General features: G+C 32.4%; 19 protein-coding genes. 12 read left to right on the top strand and 7 right to left on the bottom strand.

The genetic code is table 11. From position 1 onward, the window contains the following. Nucleotides 1-12: 12 nt before the first annotated feature. The 5 genes from upsX to upsB are packed head-to-tail and all read left to right on the top strand — an operon-like array spanning nt 13 to nt 5,951. Complete coding sequence (gene upsX / locus YN1551_RS03810) at nt 13-2,085, top strand: protein UpsX (protein ID WP_012716480.1); 2,073 nt, start codon at nt 13-15, stop codon at nt 2,083-2,085. 27 nt (nt 2,086-2,112) lie between these two features. Next, nucleotides 2,113-3,534, top strand: a complete 1,422-nt coding sequence (locus YN1551_RS03805; RefSeq protein ID WP_012717222.1) for a type II/IV secretion system ATPase subunit — start codon at nt 2,113-2,115, stop codon at nt 3,532-3,534. Next, on the top strand, nt 3,515-5,026 hold the full coding sequence (gene upsF / locus YN1551_RS03800) for a membrane pilin protein UpsF (protein WP_012714129.1): 1,512 nt from the start codon (nt 3,515-3,517) through the stop codon (nt 5,024-5,026). Before YN1551_RS03805 ends, upsF begins: the two co-directional genes overlap by 20 nt. Before the next feature lie 56 nt (nt 5,027-5,082). After that, nucleotides 5,083-5,532 carry a pilin subunit UpsA gene (gene upsA / locus YN1551_RS03795; protein WP_012717221.1) on the top strand — a complete coding sequence of 150 codons (450 nt, stop codon included), beginning with the start codon at nt 5,083-5,085 and terminating at the stop codon, nt 5,530-5,532. 14 nt (nt 5,533-5,546) lie between these two features. Then, a complete protein-coding gene (gene upsB, locus YN1551_RS03790; protein ID WP_012717220.1) occupies nt 5,547-5,951 on the top strand; it encodes a pilin subunit UpsB in 405 nt (134 codons plus the stop codon). Here the strand turns inward: upsB and YN1551_RS03785 are convergent. Further along, a complete protein-coding gene (locus tag YN1551_RS03785; protein WP_012711976.1) occupies nt 5,932-6,195 on the bottom strand; it encodes a hypothetical protein in 264 nt (87 codons plus the stop codon). The two genes, upsB and YN1551_RS03785, sit on opposite strands and share 20 nt — an antisense overlap. A 55-nt stretch (nt 6,196-6,250) precedes the next feature. Between YN1551_RS03785 and YN1551_RS03780 the strand changes: the two genes are divergently transcribed. The 4 genes from YN1551_RS03780 to YN1551_RS03765 are packed head-to-tail and all read left to right on the top strand — an operon-like array spanning nt 6,251 to nt 11,516. Then, on the top strand, nt 6,251-6,952 hold the full coding sequence (locus YN1551_RS03780; RefSeq protein ID WP_012717219.1) for an endonuclease III domain-containing protein: 702 nt from the start codon (nt 6,251-6,253) through the stop codon (nt 6,950-6,952). Further along, nucleotides 6,921-7,481 carry a ParB N-terminal domain-containing protein gene (locus YN1551_RS03775; RefSeq protein WP_048052282.1) on the top strand — a complete coding sequence of 187 codons (561 nt, stop codon included), beginning with the start codon at nt 6,921-6,923 and terminating at the stop codon, nt 7,479-7,481. The genes YN1551_RS03780 and YN1551_RS03775 overlap by 32 nt, the downstream gene beginning before the upstream one ends. Next, nucleotides 7,474-8,847 carry a glycosyltransferase family 2 protein gene (locus tag YN1551_RS03770; RefSeq protein ID WP_012714133.1) on the top strand — a complete coding sequence of 458 codons (1,374 nt, stop codon included), beginning with the start codon at nt 7,474-7,476 and terminating at the stop codon, nt 8,845-8,847. The genes YN1551_RS03775 and YN1551_RS03770 overlap by 8 nt, the downstream gene beginning before the upstream one ends. 41 nt (nt 8,848-8,888) lie before the next feature. After that, a complete protein-coding gene (locus YN1551_RS03765) occupies nt 8,889-11,516 on the top strand; it encodes an ATP-dependent helicase (protein ID WP_012717217.1) in 2,628 nt (875 codons plus the stop codon). Nucleotides 11,517-11,770: 254 nt separating this feature from the next. On the opposite strand, the gene YN1551_RS03760 is transcribed toward YN1551_RS03765, so the two are convergent. Together YN1551_RS03760 and YN1551_RS03755 are read right to left on the bottom strand one after the other, a co-directional pair. Next, nucleotides 11,771-12,673 carry a CBS domain-containing protein gene (locus YN1551_RS03760; RefSeq protein ID WP_012711982.1) on the bottom strand — a complete coding sequence of 301 codons (903 nt, stop codon included), beginning with the start codon at nt 12,671-12,673 and terminating at the stop codon, nt 11,771-11,773. A gap of 41 nt (nt 12,674-12,714) precedes the next feature. Further along, the gene (locus YN1551_RS03755) at nt 12,715-13,410 is read right to left on the bottom strand and encodes a DUF2192 domain-containing protein (protein WP_012717216.1); all 696 of its coding nucleotides are present in this window, start codon (nt 13,408-13,410) and stop codon (nt 12,715-12,717) included. A 67-nt stretch (nt 13,411-13,477) separates the two neighbouring features. Between YN1551_RS03755 and YN1551_RS03750 the strand changes: the two genes are divergently transcribed. Continuing rightward, nucleotides 13,478-13,870, top strand: coding sequence for a hypothetical protein (locus YN1551_RS03750; protein ID WP_012711984.1), 393 nt, complete (start codon nt 13,478-13,480; stop codon nt 13,868-13,870). Here the strand turns inward: YN1551_RS03750 and YN1551_RS03745 are convergent. Then, on the bottom strand, nt 13,847-14,215 hold the full coding sequence (locus YN1551_RS03745) for a helix-turn-helix domain-containing protein (RefSeq protein ID WP_012711985.1): 369 nt from the start codon (nt 14,213-14,215) through the stop codon (nt 13,847-13,849). The two genes, YN1551_RS03750 and YN1551_RS03745, sit on opposite strands and share 24 nt — an antisense overlap. A gap of 55 nt (nt 14,216-14,270) precedes the next feature. Between YN1551_RS03745 and YN1551_RS03740 the strand changes: the two genes are divergently transcribed. Beyond that, complete coding sequence (locus YN1551_RS03740; RefSeq protein ID WP_012717215.1) at nt 14,271-15,134, top strand: MDR/zinc-dependent alcohol dehydrogenase-like family protein; 864 nt, start codon at nt 14,271-14,273, stop codon at nt 15,132-15,134. On the opposite strand, the gene YN1551_RS03735 is transcribed toward YN1551_RS03740, so the two are convergent. Further along, nucleotides 15,127-16,332, bottom strand: a complete 1,206-nt coding sequence (locus tag YN1551_RS03735) for an aminotransferase-like domain-containing protein (protein ID WP_012717214.1) — start codon at nt 16,330-16,332, stop codon at nt 15,127-15,129. The two genes, YN1551_RS03740 and YN1551_RS03735, sit on opposite strands and share 8 nt — an antisense overlap. A gap of 40 nt (nt 16,333-16,372) precedes the next feature. Here YN1551_RS03735 and YN1551_RS03730 point away from each other — a divergent pair, with 40 nt between their 5' ends. Further along, a complete protein-coding gene (locus YN1551_RS03730) occupies nt 16,373-17,164 on the top strand; it encodes a nicotinamide mononucleotide deamidase-related protein (RefSeq protein WP_012711988.1) in 792 nt (263 codons plus the stop codon). Here the strand turns inward: YN1551_RS03730 and YN1551_RS03725 are convergent. Both YN1551_RS03725 and pheT read right to left on the bottom strand, forming a co-directional pair. After that, the gene (locus YN1551_RS03725) at nt 17,145-17,915 is read right to left on the bottom strand and encodes an alpha/beta fold hydrolase (protein WP_012716483.1); all 771 of its coding nucleotides are present in this window, start codon (nt 17,913-17,915) and stop codon (nt 17,145-17,147) included. The genes YN1551_RS03730 and YN1551_RS03725 overlap by 20 nt on opposite strands. Nucleotides 17,916-17,923: 8 nt before the next feature. Then, nucleotides 17,924-19,561, bottom strand: coding sequence for a phenylalanine--tRNA ligase subunit beta (pheT, locus tag YN1551_RS03720; RefSeq protein ID WP_012716484.1), 1,638 nt, complete (start codon nt 19,559-19,561; stop codon nt 17,924-17,926).

Genomic DNA, 19,561 nt, shown 5'->3' with positions numbered 1-19,561 from the left:
AAAAGAGGATATATGGTGATTCCTGATTTTATACTTTACCAGAAATTAGATTTAAATTTTATCACTAAATTCAATTGCTGGCTTAAGTTGAAGGATGAAGATTCTGTACAGTTAGTATGTAACGTTTTGCGTCAACCCTCAGTTGATATTAATGAATTTGGGATAAGAATGAGTGATAATAAGTGGATTTTCAGAAAGGGCAATTTTGTTGTTATGATTGAGGACGATAAGGAAACGATAATTAGGAAAGATGAAAATGAATATGTAGTAGATTATATTATGTATAATAATAATGAAATTTATCCAATTTATCTAAAAGGAAGAAAATATATTTTGAATGGAGAGGAGTATGAGAAGTATCTGTCTTATTTAGATAAAAAAATTTTGATAGGAAAAAGTAAGCTAACTATAATATTAGGAAATAAACACTTGGACGTTGATCGTGGAGACAGAGTTTACGTTTCAAGACACTCTATTTCTATAATATATGATAATGTTACTAAAGTTATTAATAATAAAGGTATTGCGTCATATTTTAATTTTAAGGGAGATTATCTAGGTTTTATTCAATCCTATGGTAATATATATAGATCAAGTGAGGGAATAATAGTCTCTTCTAAAAAGGGAAATATTGGAATATGTATTGATGATGCATACTTAATAGGAGAGTTTTCTGGAGGATTACTAATTCTATGTGGTGAAAGCTTAAAGCAGTACTATAATACTGGTTGGAGGGAGATCGAGAGAACTATAGATTCGGAGTTCTTTGTTAACTCAAATAGAAACTTGTTTGGAATTCTAAAAAACGGAAAACTTTACATTTTTGACAATAATTTTAACAAGTTATTTATTTTTGATAATGTTACTTCATTCAATTTTAACTTTAAAAGGATTTATCTGGTTTCTAATGACGGAACTGTTGGAATAGCTACATTGGAAGACAACTATAAGCCGATCAAAGTTATAAATAGAAACAATAGTATTCAGAATCCAATTATTCTGCAAGTTGACGAAAATTATTCCCACAGTTTTAATATAAAAAACGGCAAGATGCTAGATATTAAGGTTGTTGAAGATAAAAAGAAAATCGTACTAATAGAGCCTTTTGAATATAGTAAAGATTCCCTCGAAATCTCTGCTGGAAATACGTTCTTCTCTTTTATGTACACTATTCCTTATACTTCTCAACTCCCAAAAATTGAATTCTCAAATGCAAAGATACTTGCAGCAGATGAAGGTGGAGCGTTAATTGGTAATCCAGACAAGAACGCGTTATTAATGTTTAATATAAAGTATTCCATTCCAACTAGATCTCAAATAACATTTACAATAGAAGCTCTAAGTCAAATATATAAGCTTACTACTATGGAAAATTATGGTAAGAAATCACTTAAAATACCACTAACCATTAATAATTTAAAGCTTTCAGACGTTCAAGTCAATGTTTACGCTCATGTAGATGATCGATTAGTTGCGTCATTAGAATTTTTAGCACCTATGGAAATAGTTAGAAAGAAAGCTAATTTAAATAGAAATAAAATCATAATTATAAATAATAGTGTTGAGAAAGAAGTTGCCATAGTAAAAAACGAGATTTTCGAATGGAAAGAGTTATTTGAATATCCTTTAGAATACAAAGGAATATTATTTGGAAAAGTAGGTGAAAAAATAGAAGTTGACGGTGAAAAGATAATTGTAAGAGATGGATATGATTTGGTCAAGATTGTCAAAGATAATGGGAATTATATCAGAGAATACTTATTAATTAGCATTAAAAACCCCATTAAGTCAATCAATGCTGAGTTAAAAGGTGATCAACTGATAATAAAATTAGATATGGAACCTAATATTCCTTTCGAAATATTTTATGGGCCTCATTCATTTAGAGGCATATCTAAAGAAGGAAATCACATCATTTTCCCGATAGAGCCTGTATATAATTCAATAAAAATCAGAGCCTATACGCAGGGTTTTACGTGGGAGTCACAATATGACTTAGTCAATATTATAAAGTTATCAATCTCTATGGCTTTAAGTGAAGCAATGGCTATAAAGGAAGTTTTAAGTAATTTCGGTATTGCGTGAGTATATTTTTTCTGAATACTCAGTATTATGAATATTCTTCAAGAGTATTCTGTTCTAAATGCTAAAGTCATTATATATGAGGATAATGGAATTGGCTATTATAAAGTAAGCGAACCTAGCCTAGATCAGAAGGAAATTGAACTACTTAATTCTATATTAGAGTATACCTATTCAACTCCTAGTATATCTAATATAGAAGAGACAGTAGTCAAGATACTTAAGAATAAAGGTATTACTGATCAAGGTATTATTGAAAAAATGATCTATTATTTGAGAAAAAGGTTAGGTTATGATGAGCTAACTGTTCCCTTAGCAGATCCTTATGTTGAAGAAGTAGAATGCAAAGGATTCTCATATCCTGTAACTGTAGTTCATAGAATTGTTACGAGATTCCCAAGATTGTATACCAATATAGTCTTTGAGCAAGAGGATCATGTTCTAAAGGTTATTGAAAAGCTTGCAAACAAGGCGGATAAGCCAGTCAGTATTGCCAAGCCATACCTTGAATTTTCCCTACCTGAGGGCCATAGAGTTGCTGCTACGGTATCTCGTGAGGTTTCATTACCTGGTTCTACATTTGATATAAGGAAATTTCCTTTAAAGCCAATAAGTCCTATATTATTGATTAAAAACGTATCGATAAGTTCGCTAATGTTAGCTTATATTTGGTTTTTATTGGATTATAAACCGTTCTTTTTAGTCATAGGTTCTACCGGATCTGGAAAGACTACCTTACTTAACTCGATACTCAGTATGGTTAACCCTTTCTTTAAGGTAATTACGATTGAGGATACTCCAGAAATAAACATAGTTCATGATAACTGGATAAGGTTTTTTGCCAGACAATCAATCTCTTCCCAATTTGAAGTATCGTTGATGGATTTAGCTAGACTATCATTAAGATATAGGCCGGATTACTTAGTTATAGGTGAGATTCGAGGCAAGGAGATAGAGGCATTGGTTCATGCCTCAGCTTCTGGCCATGGTTCGTTAGCCACATTTCATGCAGGCAATCCACATGAGGCCCTAACCAGATTAATTAGTCTTTTAAATAAGGATGTTGCTAAATTGTTTTTACAAAATCTATGGGGGATTATAGTTTTAGGAACATTAAGAGATCGTAATGGGAATATAAGGCGCATTATAAGGTCGATTTATGAAATAGTTTACGTTAAAGGTAAACTAAGATTCAAACCAGTGTTAAAATGGTCTTTCTCCTCTAACACATTTTTACCTAACAGTGTTAATGATTTAGTTAAAAAGTCCTATAGGATCAATTATATATCAAAGACATATGAAATACCAATTTCAGAAATAACAGAGGAGATTAGTAATAGAGTTAAAATCCTTGATAAGTTAGTAAATAATGAGGTCTTAGATCTTGAAGATTTTAGTATTTATCTAAAGAAAATAACCCAAGGTGGTCAAGTTGAGACAAAGGCTATTTGAAAAAATTAATTTATTTAACTTGATTGCTACGAGAATAAATGATAATATTAAATATTATGGTGATGACATAGAAAGACTCCGTAAAGAGTATACTAGGATATCATTTTTAATACCTGTTATCTCCATTATCTCTGTTATCTTTTATTTAAAATTTAGTAAATATTTTTTATTATTAGATATAATGAATTTTTTCATCTATTTCTATCCTTTATTGATTACTCAAATTAGAAAGGATGAGCAAAGAAAAATTATAGAAAACGAGATACCCATTTTCTTACTATTTGCATATGTTAATAGTCTTTTAGGTAAAAATTTATATAAAACTTTTGAGGAAATAAGGAATTCTAAGGTATTTAAAGGTTTAAGAAGAGAGGCTATGTTACTGGTTAAAGAGGTGGAAGTTTTAGGAAAATCTTCTTTCTCCGCAATGGAAAGTAGAGCAAAAGTTCATAGGGGGGACTTTCTAGGCAAGATTTATACAACATATACAAGTGGCGAGTCAATAGGAATTTCCATGCCCGAAAGAATAAAGGATCTTTTAAATGAGACAATTGATAATTTAAATTTGAATTTTGGAAGTTACGTTGAAAAAGTGAATGAATTAGTTGAGATTCTATTTATGCTGTTTTTAGTCACTCCAATGATTTTACTGGCCTTTCAGTATATTTCGTCAACAATAAATATGTTCGAGCTTATATTTCCTCTTTTACTCTTTCCTATTATTTTCTTTTATGTTTCACTAATACAGCCAAATATAGGATACGATATAAAAATTAATATAAATGAGATTAAAAAATCATTATATATACTACCTATTCCTTTTATATTTACGTTCCTCTTCCATCTTAATTTAGAATACGAGATACTACTATTTTATTCAATATTTATAGTGTTCTCCTTTATTGTCTATCGTAAGATATCGGTCGCTGATGCTGTTCTGAACAATTTGCCATATATATTATCAGATATTGCAGATTATTTGAGAATAGGTTATAGTATAAAAAGTGCAATACTGAAACTTAATGTAGATAGTACAGAATTTAAGAAGTTTTTGGGGGAACTTGTTACAAAGATTAAGAAAAATGAAGCAATGTCTAATGTAAAAACAAATATCTGGATTGTAAATGCTATTTTAGAACTTATAGAAAATATTGACAAAAAAGGTTTCGCTGACACTTACACTTTCAAAGATTTGTCCTTGGTTCTTAACAATTATATTTTGTTACGAAAGAAAGTATTGCAGAATCTTCGTATGTTCAATATTCTAGCCATCATAACTCCGATTATATTCTATTTTGCACTAGGGGTAATGACTAAGATTAAGGCAGTGGGTAACTTAGATTTGATTATTGTTCTATATTCGATAGCGCTTAGTATAATGTATGCTAAAATATCTCGCTTTACTATTTTTAATTTCCCATTACTTGTTTTAGTTCTGGTAAACTTGATACTGATACTATTTTTCGGAAACGTTATCTTTAACTTAATCTAAAAAGGTAAATTATTTTCGATGTTCTCTGAGTAAGATAAATTTTGATATAGTGAGAGATGAAAGGAGTGTATAAATTAAAAAAGAGAAAAGGACTTTCATCGATTTTAGGTACAGTAATAGTATTAGCCATAACTCTAGTGCTAGGTGGTCTACTTTATGCCTACTCAAACGGTTTATTTAGTTCATTAACACAAAATACAAGTCTCCAGACTCAATTAAGTATCTATGTCAATCCTAATACCGGACAAGCATATCTACAATATTACATTTCAAATACAGGGAACACACAGATATATCTAAACAGCATTGTGATTCTAAATGGGACTAAGAATATTGTAATATCACTTAATAACGACCTCTTACAACCTGGCCAATCAATTCAAAATATAACATCAATTAATGGTAAAATAACTGCTGGCCAATACTACACTGTTGAAATTGTTGGTAATTTACCTAATGGAAAACCGTATAGTGTTGTTCAGAACGTGCTAGCTTCAATAGCGTAAATTAGGTGGTTTATTTGAAAGCTATTTCATCTATTTTTTCGACATTGATCGTGGTTATGATTACGCTCTCACTAATTGTTCCATTATACTTATTTTTCGCACAAAGTTATACAAATAGTTCTATCCAAGCAAATAGTGCATACAATAATTATCTAACCGATATTAATGTTAAAATAAGTGTGATATATTTAGGAAATTCAGCTAATACTACTTTTGTATATAATTATGGTAGTGTTCCTATTATAATAGATAAAGTTATAGTCAATAACGTGTCATATAACGTAAAATATGAAATATTAACTGGTAGCTTAGTTCCACTGAGCTCAATAATAAATAGCAACATACCTGTTAAGGAAAACTCTACAATAATTTTGCAGATTAATGGAAACTACTACTATTTTAACCTTGGATCAGATTAGGTTTTACGAATACATGTAATTCATATCCCTTTTTTAATCCCTCAAGTATTTCCTCTCCTTTTTTAGTAAGACGAAATGCCTTATGTGATCCCTTAGAGTATACTGGCTCTATTAAGCCCAATTCCTCTAAAATGTGGAACAGCGCTAAGACTTCGTATCTAGGTAGTCCAGTTTTGATTACTGCATCCCCTGGATTTACAGCACCTTCCTTTATGGCATCAAGAACCATCTCTATTTCGTACATCAAATAATAAGTTAGCTTAAGAATTCCTTATAAGCTGAACTGCATATTCAAATTCGTGAAGTGTGCCCCCGAAATAGTTTATCATAAACTTTCCGCTATCTATACTATAAAAGAGGAGGATTACATTGCATATTATGTCTGGCTTAAGACTAGAAATTGTTTTAAAGTACTTGTAGCCACTATCTTATCTCAAAATTCTACAGATAAATCAGCGCTTAAAGCCTATTTAGAGCTAGAAAAGAAAGTTGGCGTTACTCCAGAAAAACTATCAGATGCGGATTTGAGTGATATAGAAAATGCGCTAAAAATATCTGGCCTTTACAAAACTAAGGCCAAAAGGCTAAAAATAATTTCAAAAATAATTCTGGAGAAATATAATGGATTGATAGATAATCTGCTAAATAGTAGTAATCCCAGAGAGGAACTATTAAAATTCGAGGGAATAGGAGAGAAAACTGCAGATGTTGTATTATTAACTTGTAGGGGATACGAAGTTTTCCCGATTGACACTCACATAACTAGAGTTAGTAAAAGGTTAGGGATAGTTCCTATGAACGCTAAATATGAATTGATATCATCTACTTTAAAAGAACTTTTCTCGGCTTATGATCTTCTTCAACTTCATCACTTGTTAATTGCACATGGAAGACAAATTTGCAAGGCTAGAAAACCTTTATGTAATTCATGTATAATTAAAGAATGTTGTGAGTACTATTCGCATAGAGATGGAGAAGCCCGGAAATCTAATACCTCATGAGGACATATTAATCGACAAAGTTGTCAATATCTCTTTAGAAGTGCAGAAAATAAGGGCTATAAAACCTATTATAGTGGATGAAAATACACATGTTATCTTAGATGGTCATCATAGATTTACTGCTGCTTTACGTCTTTCGCTACCAAGAATACCAGTGATTTACGTAAACTATAATTCTACTTCTATTAGCGTGAGTATATGGCATAGAAGATTCTCAAAGCCTCATATTGTAAAGAGCATATTATCATCAATTTACTCTAGTGGTGGAATATGCGCCCGATTCGATTCTATCCGCATTTGTGATGATAGCTTGTATAAACTTTATTGGAAACTAGAAAAAGTAGAAAGTTTTCTAAATTCGATAGGGATACATGTCGAAAAGGATATGGTTGGTCATTTAGAACCACCTTCAATATATAAGGAAGATGTTATAAGTATTGCTAATAGGGGCTTAAGATTTCCACCTAAGACAACAAGACACGTATATGAATTTATTATTCCCCAAAAGGCAATATTAATAGATGCTTAACTTATTACTTAATCTGGCTATATTTATAGTACCTTCTCTAGTGGTTTGGAATCAGATAATTTTCTATATCTATGGTAAGAATTACAATGCAGTTAATTTAATTCTACACGATAACGGGATTAATTTACCTAAACTATCAATTATAGTACCGACGAAAGGTGAACGAATAGATGTGATTCAAGGGCTAATTAATAATATATATGAGGCTAGATGGGATAAAAACAAGCTAGAGATAATAATCGTATCTGATGATGATCAAGCATATTTTGATAAATTATTATCAACATTAATTATTCCTCCAGGGTTAGATGTAAAGATATTCAGAAGAGAAAAGAGACTTGGCTATAAAAGTGGTGCATTAGCATTTGGCTTGCAGAAAAGTACTGGTGATTTAATTCTAACATTAGATGTTGACGCTAGGATTGAAAAAGATTCGTTAATAAGAGCTTACAATCATATGGTGAATTTAGGCTGTGATGCAGTTACTATGGAATGGCATGGTTACTCTAACATTAGCACATCTCTAGCAAGAGCGTTAATGGTATCAACAGTACTTACTAGTAGATCTATACTGAGAGGAAGAGACAAATTAGGATTAAAAGTATTGCCAATAGGATGTGGAACGATCTTTAAGCGTAATGCATTAGAGGCGGTAAACGGATGGGACTATACTATGGTTCAAGATGATTATGAACTTGGAACCAGACTTATAAATAGAGGATTTAGGATTTGCGCATCTTCATCCCCAGTTTATGTGGAAGTTCCAGACAATCTAATAGCATTTTACGTACAGCAGACTAGGTGGGCGATGGGGACGATGGAGGTTCTTTCTAGGAGGTTCAAATATATCGTAAGTAGTAATATAAAAATTTGGCAAAAAATAGAGATTATAGCTTATCTTTCTCAGTACATTCCAATTATACTAACTTTTATAAGTGCTACTGTTTTTGGAATAGCTGGTTTTCTAGGTATTAGGCTTAGTATGAGTTTGTCAATGTTTGTCATATGGGCTATAACATTATCAGTTTATGCTATTATTTTTGTAAATAGTTCAAAGAGGTCAGGGTTAGATACTATAACAGCAATAAACGCGCTGGGAAGATTATCTGCTTATACCGTTGGAATTTCGCCATTTTTACTTGTTGGTATTCTTAACGCATTTAAGAAGACTAGAACATATATTGTTACTCCAAAAGGTAAGAAGGCTAAGAGTAACATAGGATATCCAATTTTAGCCTTTGGAATATTCTTCCTTTTATCGGCTTTCCTTTATATGTTTAGAGGCGACTTTCTAACCTTTATTTGGCTAGCTTACTATTCAATAGCTTTCCTTTATACTTTTATAGCATATATTAAAGGATTATGAAAGAAGTATTTTTTAAATCATATTCTTAAAGGGACTACAAGTTGAGTAGTACCTACTTTTACTCCGATGAAGAAATATATAACTTACTTAGACCATATGTTGTCAAATGGTTTAAGGAGAAATATACCACGTTCACTCCTCCTCAGAGAGCAGCGATACCCTTAATAAAGCAAAACTATAATGTCTTAGTATCAAGCCCTACGGGAAGTGGGAAAACTTTAGCTGCGTTTCTAGGAATTTTAGATTCGTTATTTGAATTAGGCGATAACAACGAGTTGGAAGATAAGGTTTACGCGGTTTATATTTCACCGTTAAGGGCGCTTAACAATGATATGCAAAGAAACCTATTAGAACCTCTTAATGAGTTAAAGCAGATAAATCCAAGGTTACCAGATATTAGGGTTGGAATTAGAACCAGTGACACTACACCCTATGAAAAGCAGAAAATGTTAAAGAAACCTCCACATATTTTAATAACAACACCAGAATCCTTCGGAATATCCATAACTTCACCGAAGTTCAGCCAGAAATTAACTGATGTGAAATGGGTTATAGTCGATGAAATTCATGAACTAGCTAACAGTAAGAGGGGAGCTTATCTTTCTGCAATGTTAGAACTATTTAGAAGCCTACTTGCTAAGAAAGAATTTGTAAGAATAGGGCTAAGTGCGACTGTATCACCACTTGAAGACGTAGCTCAATTTCTTGTGGGCAAAGGGAGAGAGTATAGAATTGTTGACGCTAGATTTGTAAAACCTATTGATATTAAGGTGATTTCTCCAGTTAAAGATCTAGTTCATTCTTCTGAAAGTGAGGTAGATAAGGGAATATATAAGACAATCTTGAATGAAGTAAAAAAGCATAGAGCTACTCTTATCTTTACAAATACAAGACATGCTACAGAGAGAGTAGCATATAAGTTGAGAAAGTTAGCTGAAAATGAAAAGGTCTTTGATGTTGATGCGATAGAAGCTCATCATAGTAGTCTTAGTAGAGATGTGAGGCTAGATGTTGAAGATAAGCTTAAAAAGGGGATCTTAAAAGTTGTTGTATCATCAACTAGCCTTGAATTAGGAATAGACATAGGCTACATAGATTTAGTTGTTTTACTAAGTAGTCCTAAGAGTGTAAGTAGATTATTACAAAGAATAGGGAGAGCTGGTCATCATATAAGGAGTATTAGTAAAGGAAGAGTGATTGTTGTTGACAGAGATGATTTAGTTGAGTGTTCTGTATTAGCTAAGTTGGCTAGAGATAGGAAAATTGATAACATTCATATTCCTAAAAATCCATTAGATGTCTTGTCGCAGATAATAGTATCTGCTAGTTTAATTTCTCCGATAGATAGGGAAGAGTTGTATAATATTCTAAAGCGGTCATATAATTTCTCAGACCTTAATGAATCTGAGTACTCTTTAGTATTAAGATATCTTAGTGGAGATTTCTTTGGAGTTGAGTTAAAAAACGTTTATGCTAAAATACGACTAAAAGAGGAAAAGATTATTTATCCAAAAAAAGGTAGTAGACTGATATTTTACACTAATAGTGGTACAATTCCAGATGAGGCTATGATAAGCGTAGTTACTGAGAATAATAGATATGTTGGTAATTTAGAAGAAGAATTTGTTGAAATACTATCACCCGGAGATATCTTCGTATTAAGTGGTAGGACCTATGAATTTATTGGGAGCAAAGGTTCAAAGGTAATTGTAAAAGAAGCCATAGGTCAAAGGCCAACAGTTCCAAGCTGGTTTTCTGAAATGCTTCCATTAGCCTATGAATCAGCGCTAGAGGTTGGTAAGTTTAGAAGAGAAATAGCTGAGATGATTAAGAAAGGAGTAACGCATACCGAGATAATACAAAATATTTCTAAGCAATATGATATTGATAAACACTCTTCCATGTCAATATATACCTATATTTTAGAGCAATACCTTTTCACGAATGGAAAAGTTCCTTCTGATAACTTGATTTTAATAGAAATTTATGATGATGAAGAAGGAATTAGGAATTATATTTTTCACGCATTATATGGAAGAAGAGCATTAGATGCTCTTTCTAGAGCTTTTGCATATGTGCTTAGTGAAGAGTTAAATATAGATGTTAAAGTTTCTGTTACTGACAATGGATTTGTGCTTAGTGTGAAAAGAGACATTTCCTTGGATTATGATATTAAGAACCTATTTGAAAAGGTTAATCCAGATAACGTTTATGAAATAGTTACAAATGCTATTATGAGGACAGAAATGCTAAAGAGAAGATTTAGACACTGCGCAGAGAGATCATTTATGATATTGCGAAAATACAAAGGAAGGGAGACTAATCTAGAGAGAAGAGAATTAAATTCAGAGATATTGCTAAAAGCTGTAAGAGAAATTGAAAATTTTCCAGTGATTAAGGAGACTATCAGAGAGATTTTGGAAGATCATATGGATATAATGAGAGCTAAGGAGATTCTCAGAAAAGTTGCTGATCACGAAATAACAATTGATGTATTTGGACCCACTAGCATTCCCAGTCCATTTTCCCATAGTATAATACTTAAAGGGCATTCAGATGTAGTATTAGCGGAAGATAGAAGGGAACTAATGAAGAAGCTTCATGATAGAGTTATAGAGTTCTTGAGACAGAAGGGAGTTAATATCGAGCTCGAGTATACTTCCGTTTGAATATAGTATACCTTTTATACAATTTTTAGATATAATAATCCAAGGTATGTTCCATATTTTCATTGATATGATATCTTTGTAACTAGGTTCACAACTTTCTTCATGAGTGTGAACTATTGCTTTTATTTTACCATTACATTTACTTTGTACAATTGTATAAAAATCAGAAGGATCGCAAAGAAATTCGTGTTCTAGATAACTTATATTTTTTAGCTCATAAAAAGCGCTATTGCAGATGATTCCGCATTTCTCTTTCAAGATGTCCACAAGCCTTCTAGGCCTGCAATGGATCTTAAAATATCTGTTCTGGTTACAATACCTACGGCTTTATTATTACTATCTAACACTAGCAATCTACCAACATTGTAAATTATCATTTTTCTAATTGCATCTAGCAAATCTTCATTTTCATTTATACTTATTACATTGGTCTTCATATACTCTGACACTTTAGCGGTATAGTTTCCTTCGAAAAAGGCTTTAATTATATCTGCTGTAGTTAGAATCCCTACAACTTTTTCGTCTTGATTGATAACAGGCGCACCTCTTATTGCTTCCTTGTAGAATATCATGGAGGCCTCTCTTAAGCTAGTTTCTGGCTTTAACGCTATAAGTTTCTTGGAGATAAGATTTTTAACTTTTTCCTTTGGAATACTTATCATTCTCTTTACATCTACTACGATTTCTTTACTGTTCTCATCTAAGTGTAATACTAATCCTTCTATAACTAGCCTACTATAGGGTGTAGGACCCAATCGTACGGCATCTCCTACTTTTAATTTCCTTAGATCCCCCTCTACCTTTAGGAGAACCCTATTTGCCGAAGGATTAGTAATATCAATTATTTCAATATTCTCTACTTTTATATCAGTTTCTATCATTCCTTTATAGAGATTTAGTTTATCCAGTATTGGAGTTAATGTAGGATTATTGATAATTTCATATGCCTTTAGTGTTGGCATGTAGCCTCCATTAGGTCCCGGTTTCGATTCAACTAGACCTAATACCTTTAAGCTTAGTATAATGTTTCTTACTGTCCCCTCATCTTTCCCTATAATGTCAGCCACTTCCTTACTTTTTATCATTCTTTTTTGCCTATTATAAAGATCTGTAAGTGCTAATAATATTTCCCTTTGTGTAGGCGAGAGATTCTGCATAACTCAATTATAATTTATTTAGTAGTTTAAAATATCTATGCTTATACCTTTATACCCAAAATCTTATTCAATATCTTCTTATTTACGTTAAACACCTCTTTGGCTATTAACGCTACGTAATCAGCTTTTGGTAAAGGATATTTAATACCTATTGATATTGCGATAGCCTTTTTAGTAGCAATATAAGTTAGCCTATCCCTCACTATTCCCTCAGCCATACTTTCTGCAAGTTTAAATGCGGTATAGAATCTTGAAAAACTTCTTGAAGTATGCTTTATTTCGTCTTTTTCTGAAATATTTAGATTTTTTAGCGATTTATACATTTTGTCTTCTGATTCAAAAGAAAATATTATTTTAGTAAATGTTGTTCTTAATGCTCTAGCTAATACCTCTTTGCTATTACCAGACTTTTCAAAGGCTTCATTAACATTTCCATCTATGATTAACTTTGAGATTTCATCGTAGTCTTCCTCCTTAGATAGTAATTTGTCAAATATTTCTTTATTATCTTCAAAGAGACCTAACCCATATTTTCCTACTACAAACAAGCTTACTAGCTCCTTCTCATATAATCCATCTGCATTAAACCCTCTAAATGGCTTAATATTTTTCTTTGTATAAGCATTTTTAACGATTTCAATAACATCTTCCCGACTTAATGATTCCCAGCTTTCCATCAATAAACTCCATATGTCAGTAAGTACTTTTATCCTTTCTCTGTAGATTTCCTTTACCATTCCTAACTACCTCGTTAAGTTTATGTGCACATTTCTTTATAAGGTATACTATATTAAGTAGTTTATCATGAGTTCAGTTACAGAGGATAATTTAAAACCAAATATTGTACTTCTTTCAACTTCTGATCTAGAGCAAGAAATAAGGCAACTAACAGAGGAACTAAAGAACATAAAAGATAATAATAATGAAGAGCATAAAAAAATCTATGCTATGGTTGACAATATAACAAGAACTTTAAACTGGATTAATATAGCAAAATCTCAAGGTGTATGGAAATCAAAAACTTGCAAACATGCAATAAACTTTGTATGCCAAGCGTGGAATATAAGCGATGAAAGTAAGCTCGGAATTCCTAGTGATGTAATAGTAATAAATGATGATGGTACTAAAAGAGTTGTTGTTTCCAAATTTTCAGAAATATGCATTGTATGTCCACTATACGAAGCTAGGAGAAGTTGATAACATTTTATCAAATGCTTTATCAAGTAGTTTTTTAAGTTTCTGTACATTCTCGTTTTCCATTATTTTTTCTATATCTATTTCCCTAGATAGTTCTATTAAAGCCTCTGTTATATCACTAATTATTATTTTAATTATCTCATAATACTCATCTTCTTTAGCAACTTCAATACATTTTTCAATTATTTCATCACTTGGGTGTGTAATTCCCTTCAAGTACTTAGTAATCGCTGCTGGAGTTATACCCAGCTCATCAGCAAGTTCCTTTTTACTTCTGTTTTGTAAGAGAATGTGTATAATGTGCAGTCTAGCGTCTTTCCCTAGATTATGAATTGCCTTTTCCATTGTAGAATGAATTTAATTATAAAATTTAATAAGCAGTAGGAGTTATGTCCCTCAAATGAAAGCTTTGGTATTCAATTTAGGTATTACAATAAACGATGTGCCAGAAAAACAAGTTAATAGAGATTATGTATTATTAAAGCCAAAAAGAGTGTTAGTAAATGGGTTAGAAAACTCTATATATGTGGGTTTATTATGGGTAGAACCAACTAGAATACTCGGTTCAACTGGAATAGGTAGAATTGAAAACGTTGGATTAGATATTGACAAGAGTTTAGAAGGAAAACTAGTTCTCGTCTTACCATATTCTCAGACATATGGTGGGATTGGAACTGAGATAGATGGTATTTTGGCAGAAAAGGCTACTTTACCTCTGGACAGTATAGTAATTCTTCCTCAATCTAATTTCAATGAAAAATATATACTTTATCCTTACGTGAGTTTTGCATTACAATTACCTAAATATATTAGCAGCGGCAATACCTTAATAATAGGTAGTGGGCTCTACGGAATAACCTCAGCACTTTATTTAAGAGACGTAGTCAGTAAAGTTGCTGTATATAGGGAAGACGGAATTAATCCGAAAATAGTTGGAGTTGAGGAGATTCGACACCTTTCACAGGAGTGGGACAATATAGTAATTACAACATTTAGGTCATGGATCAGAGCTTTTGTAGACCATATTTCTAAATCAAATACTAAGATAATAATGCCCAAGTTAATGAACACATGGCCAGTAGTTTCATCTACTAAAGCGATATTTATTCCTCCTAGAGAAGTTGATGGTGTTCTTGAATTTATAGACAAAAAAATTACCGATAAACTATTTAATGAGTTGGTATCATTTTCCAATGACCTTTTGACTTCTTTTCCATCACCGAGGGCTGGGGTAGTAATAAATACTGAAGAGGTTTTTAAGTAGAGAGCTCTTGTTTTATGGTATCTCCTAGTCTCCTAATTCCCTCTACTAGCTCTTCTTTCTTAGGAAAGCTGAAGTTTATCCTCATGGTATTCTTTCCACTATAGTCAGCATAAAAGCTAGAACCGGGCACATAAGCTACGCCTCTTTGCAAAGCCTTTTCTAGCATCTTAGTGGTATCTATTTTTTCTGGTAACCAAGCAAAAACGAACATTCCACCAACTGGTCTAGTCCACCTAGCATCCTTAGGGAAATAAGTTTCTATTGCCTCTAGAATTACGTCTCTCTTTTCCTTATACACTCTCCTTATCTTAGGTAAATTATTTTGAATTACACCTCTCCTTATAGCCTCCATTGCAATATATTGTGAAAATGAAGGTGTATGTAAATCAACATTTTGTTTGTATAATTCCATCTCCTTAATGAAATCTTCATGAGCAATTACCCATCCTAATCTTAAACCTGGTGCAAGTATTTTACTAAATGTGCTAGTATAAATTACCCTTCCTTCTTTATCAAAGGCCTTAATCGGTGGGGGGCTCTCTCCTTCGAACACTAAAAACCCGTAAGCATCGTCTTCAAAAATTAAGAAATCATATTTTGATGCAATTTCCAAGAGTCTTTTCCTATCTTCTGTACTCATTGTCGTACCCGCTGGATTCTGGGCTGTTGGTATTACGTACATTAACTTGATCTTTTTCCCATCGTTATGAGTATTCCTTATTTTTCTTTCTAATTCATCTAGATTTGGCCCTCTTTCCGTTACGGTGATTGATATGAAATTTGGCTTTCTGGTTCTCATGACATTTAAAGCTGCTAAATAAGTTGGCGCCTCGACTATTACATTGTCTCCTGGGTCTAGTAATATATTAAATAGCATGAAAAGTGCTTCTTGGCTTCCTACTGTAACAAAGACATTTCTTTCATCTATTCCACTAATTCCCCTTAACCTAGATAAGTTCACTAGTTCTTTCCTAAATTCAGATATTCCAGCAGTTGCCGTATATTGTAATGCCTTGTCTGCATTATTCAATAAAACATCATCAACTATTTTTTTAATCTCCTCTACCGGAAAAGTCTGAGGATCAGGTAAACCGCCTGCAAAGCTAATTACATTTCTACCTTCGGTTAACTTTAGTAAATCTCTTATTTCTGAGGTGCGTAAATACTTAGTTTCGTTGGATAAAAATCTCTCAAACATGAAGCTCAAGTTTTAATTGGTTCCGATAGTTAATATTTTTATGGATTATTGGTTCGCGGAAATTGTAACTATAGGTAATGAAGTATTAAGTGGAAAGACTGTAAATACTAATGCTTCACATATCGGCCGTAGACTTACATCATTGGGATTCACTGTGAGAAGAATAACTGTAGTTATGGATGATATAGATGAAATTGTATCAGCTTTTAGAGAGGCAATAGATAGAAAGCCGAAAGTCATAGTATCTTCTGGTGGTCTTGGGCCTACGTGGGATGATAAGACAGCAGAAGGGTTAGCAAAAGCGTTAGGGGTTAATTTGGAGTTAAATAAAACAGCCTTTGATATGATTCTAGAAAAGTATACCAAAAGAAATATTCCCCTCACTGAAGAGAGAAAGAAAATGGCTTATTTGCCGTATGGTGCTATGGCCGTCGAAAATAATGAGGGAATAGCACCTGGGATATATATTTATCATAATAACATTGATATATTAGCAACACCGGGCGTACCTAGAGAAATGGAAAACGTATTAGAGAATTTTATAAACAAAATGCTAAGAAACAAGCCCAATTTGAAATATCTAGAGGACTTCATATACGTTGAGAACGTGATGGAATCGGCTTTGGCACCATATGTTAAGGAACTGGTGAAAAAGTATGATATTTATATAAAAACACATCCAAAAAGTTATGAGTTGTTACGCCCTATATTAGAAATACAAATAGCGGGGAGCGGAAGAGAGGAGGAAATTAAAGTAAAAATAGAAAAAGTTAAGAATGAATTACTAGATGCCATAAAGAAATTAAATGGAATTATAAGAAATTCTTTATGATATCCGACAATAATGACGGATTCTCGAAATTAAGAAAGTGACCATAGCCTTCTATAGTTTTTGTTTCCACATTTTTCATGTTGTTCTTAAATACGTTTATATTTGTTATTAATCCGTCATAAGTCCCATACACTAAAAGGGTATTAACGTTTATTTCCCTGAGTTCGTCTGAATAATCTTTTGCTTTCAATAACCCTTCTACTGCGTTTTTATAACCTATTGGCGTTGTTTCCTCATATACTTCTAGAAGAGAATTCCATGCGTGATAGTTACTGACTAATGTCTCCGCAAACTCTTTATGTAATCTTCTGTATTCCGCTAAGGCTCTTAATCCGAAATTCACCGCTATTCTTACATACTTCTCATAAACTTCTGGCGATGGCGCTTTGTACAGAGCTCCAACTAATATTAATTTCTCTACTGGATATTTTAAAGCGTAATCTATTGCAATTAAAGAACCTATTGAGTGTCCAACTAATATTGGTTTTTCTATACCTAGTTGGACTAATAAACCTCTTAAATCACTGGAATGCTCTTCGATATTATAAGGTGAATTGGGAGTTGAAGATCTACCATGTCCTCTTAAATCATATACAACTACAGTGCTATCTAATGTCAACTTTGGAATTACAAATTTCCAGCTCTTATAATTGCCTGCTAAATGGTGGATTAGCACAATCGGTTTTCCATTTCCTCTTACTTCATAATATAGACGAACACCATTCGATATTATAAATGGGATTAATATCACCTCGTCTATTATCTTTGATTTGTAAGTCTTTTACCTATTTCCGAAATATATAATTCAGCAATTACTGCAGGATATTCAATACCGAATCTTATTAATACGTCAGGGTTAACTTCACCTATTACTCCCATTTTCTCGTTTTCGTAAAATATTGATGCTGAGCGCCCCTCAATGAAAATATTATTATTTTCTTCCTTATAATTTACTTCCAAGCCTAAGGATTTTAGAATGTAGTGGATTGGTGCTTGTATGTCCTCATAACTCACCTTATTATCCATTATTGCATACGCAGCCCTTTTATCATTTCTGAATCCAGTATCTGTAGAAGAGTCATAAACTACTACATCTCCAGTCTCAAAAACTCTAATGGGAAATTTCGCATGCTGATTTTTAGATAGGAAATCTAATAATCCTGGAATTAGTGAATCCCTTACTGCATTATATTCCTCAGTAACAGGATTGAGAATTTTTACATATTTATTACTGAATAGTTTTTCATCTTTAATTAACACAAAGTTAGATATTTCTACATATCCTGCTCCGATGCCTAGTTCTCTTATTTTCCTTTCAAGCAGTGTCATGTAATCATAAGAACCATAATTTGTTGAAATATACTTAGAAGGTTCTAGGTTATTATAACCAATACTCATCGCAATATCCTCTACCACGTCAATTTCGTTCAGAATATCTACCCTATATTGAGGCACCGTTACTCTTATGACTCCGTTTTCTATGTCGCAATTCATTCTCATTCTCATTACATGTTTACATATCTCTTCCTTACTGGTTTTAATTCCTAAAATTTTTTTTACATATTCCTCTCTAACATTCTGAATCTTATGTAAAAACAAGGGTGAAGATAATTGTGAAGAATTAGCAGATTTTAGCACTTTTACTCTTCCTATAGTCCCTCCAGCTTCTGCTAGATTTGAAACTATTATATCTAGAGTTTGTGCAACGGCTTCAAACGAAGTTCCTGTAACATCTATAAAGAAATCTTTTGTGTTTTCATCCAGTCTGGTTTTATTAGAGTTAATTATTGGAGGTATACTTAATACTTCTCCATCGTCTTGAACTATTGCTGGTGATACTCCATTAGCTATTGAGATATTTCCATAAAGTTTTCCTTGCTCAGTCTTCTCCAAAATCTCACTGATTGTGAGCTCTTTATTTCCATATAATGGGACAAATTTATAGGAAAGAGGAACTTCCTTATATTCTATCGTCTTTGAATCTACTTTCCTAAGATCATGTATACCTATTGCTACCTTTTTTCTCTTTCTTCCTATAGTGCCATGAAGTTTTTCTTGAAACTGTATCAATTCTTCAAGGTCTATCTTAGCATTATAGACTATAGCAGCTAATGCATAAGGTCTAGTTCTAACATTATCAACAATCAGAGTATATTCTGTATCTGTAACATTATATTTTGCTTCGCCCAACTCTTTTTCTAATAAACCCTTGATTGCTCTAGCTATCCCATCAGAGGAGAGCAGATCCAATCGGTCAGCGTTTATTTCAATTTCAATATTATTTTCATCGATTGGTTTTACTTCTGATTTTAAGTTAAACAATAGATCCTCTAGTTTCTGCTGGCCAATATGTATTTTATCTAGTAATTTATATTTATTTAATACTATAGTTACCAT

The sequence above is a fragment of the Sulfolobus islandicus Y.N.15.51 genome, assembly GCF_000022485.1.
Taxonomy (GTDB): domain Archaea; phylum Thermoproteota; class Thermoprotei_A; order Sulfolobales; family Sulfolobaceae; genus Saccharolobus; species Saccharolobus islandicus.
This window is presented reverse-complemented; position numbering and strand designations above follow the sequence as displayed.